Raw genomic sequence first — 3,573 nt, forward strand, 5'->3', positions numbered from 1 at the left:
GTTTAGATCTCTCATAGAAACATTTCAAACCCGTCGTACTCCAGTTATTTTAGATCTCTTATAGAAACATTTCAAACTCAGTCTGCAGCTTATTTGGCTGTCAAGGTACTACTGTAAGCTGAAGCCAGTATTTGTAAGGTTTTTCAAAGTTCAGCTTCTGTGTCGATCCCCCAGGGTTTTTGCATTATTGGAGTTCGACACAATCAGGGGGAACAAACCCGCAGTCCATACGGTAAACCGTTCCTATTCCCTCTTTGTGTAAGATGTATCCTCCCTTTTCTCGTTGTTTTTCTTCTTGTTGCTCTTCCAATATAGTTTGACTGGTATCCGAGATGAAGTTCGTCCTAAGTTTATCTTTCCACGCAGTTATGTGTTTCAAAGGCACGTCTATCCTGTACATCTGCAGCTTTCTTGCAATATTCCTCGCTCTACTCACATTCTCAAGACTCCTTGTCATGCTAGAAAGCTCTTTAAGCAGTTTCTGTAGATTGTCGTCTAACTCTATGTATAGAGACACCTGTTTTGAGTATTGCCTATCTTCTATCAGCTCTGGCAGAGAACCCCATTCTCCATTCTGAATAGATGTATCTAGAGCATCTGCTTTCAATGCTTCTTCATGGAGTATCCCAAAATACTTGTTCACCATCTCTATTGTATCCTGTTCGTCAAACACCGGTTTCTCTGCCAAAATTTTCTTAGTAGTATCTATAAGCACGCTGCCATATACCTTACTACCATTTAGTATAGTTTTTCCAGTTTTGTCTTTCATCTCAGCTATAAGCACTTCGCCAAGTTCTTTCATCATTGAAAAATGACGATTGCATCTGCCTGCCACCTGAACAATGCTGTCCAAAGGGCCTAGGTCTCTGAATACCCATTCAAAGTCCAAATCCACTCCCGCCTCTACTACCTGAGTAGAGATCAGATATCTCTGCTTTTTTGCCTCTTCAAGATTATGCAGCTTTTTTAATATCTCCTTTCTGTGTTTTGGAGCTACCCACCCAGAGAGGAAGAGAACAGGGGCATTCTGCCCAAGGATATCTTTTAACATGCTGTAGGCTTTGAAGGCACTTTCTTTAGCGTTGAGGACTACCAGTCCAGAGGCGTTATACAGTCTTTTTATGTTGCCTTCCAATAGAGAAGGGAGCTTTTCCAGCTCATGAACGCCATCAATATATTGGCATTTATATCGGGTTTTATACGGCCTTCTGGCGACCGCTTCCACAGGAGCCAGTTCTTGTCCGTTGATGTCATAAGGCTTAGTGGCGGTCATCAGGAGGAATGTTGTGTTCAGCCTCTCTGACACAAGGTTTAAAATCTTACTAAACCCTTTCCATAACTTGGCATCTATAGCTTGAGGTTCGTCTAATATGACAACAGCGTTGCTGAGCCTGTGGAAATTCATTGATTCGTTGGCTTTTGCCCCAAAAATAGATCTCCATAATTGAGCCAACGTAGTAACTACAACAGGTGAGTTCCAGTAGCGGAAGAAGCTCTGCATTCTCTTTTCCGGTATGGGCTCCTCTGCTTCGTCGTCTGTAACATACACAAAACTGTGATCTTCCTGAACACTCTCTTCTCCAAAAACCTCTGAAGCCACTTGGGCATTCTGTTCAACGATACTGATAAACGGAAGAGCATATATTATGTTGCTCAACCCTTTTTTCTTCGCCCACCTATAAGCTATCTCTAAGCCTATAAGGGTCTTACCAGACCCTGTAGGCAGACTCAGAGTGTAAATTCCTGGTATATCCATATTGTCAGCAGCCTCTACACAAAGTCGCCTCACCTCGGAACGCCAGCTATCCAAGGGAGTAGCAGTAGAGAAAGTCTTCGGCTTCCAGTCAGGGATAAAAGCTCCATCAATATTTTGTATTTTCATTGCGTCCATTCTGTCAGCGGTTATAAAAAGAGAAAAAAGCGTCTTAAACCGCAGCCAGTATTCTTCTAAAAATGCTTTCTCCTCTACAGGCAGGGAGTATACGAAGTTGAATATGTCATCTTGAGGTAGCATGTAAGACCAATCGGGAATAAGTTTTCTGCAAGTACCGTGTATTTTTTTTGCCGTCATGTCATCGTGAGCCCAATATGAGGATATGCCGTTGTAGCCGCAGATATGCGAATGGTGTCTTCTGACCGCTTCAGCACACATGAGGTCATGAGTAGCCGCAAGGGTAAACCAAGATGAATGCTCTGCATGAGGAACCTTACCGCTTTTTTCTTTCTTTTCTAAAGTCTCTTGGAAGTCGGGTTTTATTTTGCCAAGGTCGTGAGTCCAGCAGACCCACTTAAGTTTTTCTAAGTCCACAGGCACACGGTTTCTTTCAGACAGGAATTTTGCCAAGTTATATGTTCCTTCCAAGTGATCTTTAAGAGACCTTGTTTGGTGGCTTTTTATGTTGTCAGGCAGATGTCTAGGTGTCCACGTCTGTTCCTTGTAATGCATTAACGGTTTTACATCTCCTTTCTCTGCAGGAGTATGAAAGAGGGCGTCTTATACGCCCTCCATCTCACCAAGCAGGAAACCAAGCGACCGTATCGTCTCCGCACTTTGTTATTTCTATACCACCCTTACCACCCTTGTCTTCAACGACAATTCCGTGATCTGGCCACGGCCTAAATAACACTGTGACAGCATTGTCTAAGGACCTATCGGAATTGAGCTTAAGTGTCATACGTTCCTTTAAGATCCCGTCAGTCGCTACAGTGTCAATTTTGATATTAGAATCAAAAGGAATAACTGAATCTACCTCTGTTGGCGTAACACACGGTTCCTCTTCAAAGCGTCCTAAATATTCAATCTTACATAAAGCATACGCAACTCCTAAATATGGCGTATATACAAACTGCTGATTCCGCAGATACCAGTCAAGCTGTTCTTCCAGTGCTCCTTTGACGTAAATGCGATATCTAGGGTTACGAAGCATCTGATGTTTAACTAGAATACGCAGGTTGTTTTGTGGATCTTTTGTATTTATAAAACTTATTGTTGAACTGTACCAAGAAACAGGGTTCATGATCCGCAATGCTACCTGCGTCCCGCCCATCTTTCTCCAGAACAAGGCGTTGCCTGCCCATTCATCAGAACCTTTGTCAAAACCTAAAACAGCCGCTATCATACCAGCTAGAGCACTTGGTGGGGGGAAGGGAGACGAAACAGAGGACGTTGTAGTGTACGGCCTTCGAAACATCGCCCTCCTTCCCGACACCTCAAAGACAGTAGGCAAGGCGATCACCTCTCCTCTAACACAAAGTTGGCTCCTATACTCTCCTGTATTCTTTCTAGTCCGTCTACAGACAGGCGTTTGTCTTTTATCACCTTGATTTTATCTATGAAATTCTTCTTCAACACAATCCCATCAGCAAGATCGTTGATATCCAAAATTACTTCCCGCACAGATCTGAGGGCATATTGCTCTTTTCCGTCCAAAGGTGAACCGTCGTGTTTTTTCAGAGTTATCATTTCGTTCATTAACCCGACAGCTCCGTTGTATCCCTCTTTATACGTTACCTCCAGCAAAAGCCTTGGTTTGTGGCCTATCTTGCTTCTTGTTATCAAGTTTTCGTGACCTA

General features: G+C 43.1%; 2 protein-coding genes and 1 pseudogene. All 3 read right to left on the bottom strand.

What is annotated here, in order from left to right; translation table 11 throughout:
• Nucleotides 1-184: 184 nt before the first annotated feature.
• On the bottom strand, nt 185-2,446 hold the full coding sequence (cas3, locus tag V7Z69_RS09635) for a CRISPR-associated helicase Cas3' (protein WP_334139773.1): 2,262 nt from the start codon (nt 2,444-2,446) through the stop codon (nt 185-187).
• A gap of 64 nt (nt 2,447-2,510) precedes the next feature.
• Nucleotides 2,511-3,236 carry a type I-B CRISPR-associated protein Cas5b gene (cas5b, locus tag V7Z69_RS09640; RefSeq protein ID WP_334139774.1) on the bottom strand — a complete coding sequence of 242 codons (726 nt, stop codon included), beginning with the start codon at nt 3,234-3,236 and terminating at the stop codon, nt 2,511-2,513.
• Nucleotides 3,233-3,573: pseudogene (locus V7Z69_RS09645) on the bottom strand (type I-B CRISPR-associated protein Cas7/Csh2); the annotation flags it as partial. The pseudogene V7Z69_RS09645 and the gene cas5b, both read right to left, overlap by 4 nt.

The organism is Thermovirga lienii (genome assembly GCF_036847465.1).
In the GTDB taxonomy this organism is placed as follows: Bacteria; Synergistota; Synergistia; order Synergistales; family Thermovirgaceae; genus Thermovirga; species Thermovirga lienii.

Excerpts from the sequence above, each read along its gene's own strand:
- cas3 (WP_334139773.1), bottom strand. The coding sequence starts at position 2,446 with ATGCATTACAAGGAACAGACGTGGACACCTAGACATCTGCCTGACAAC.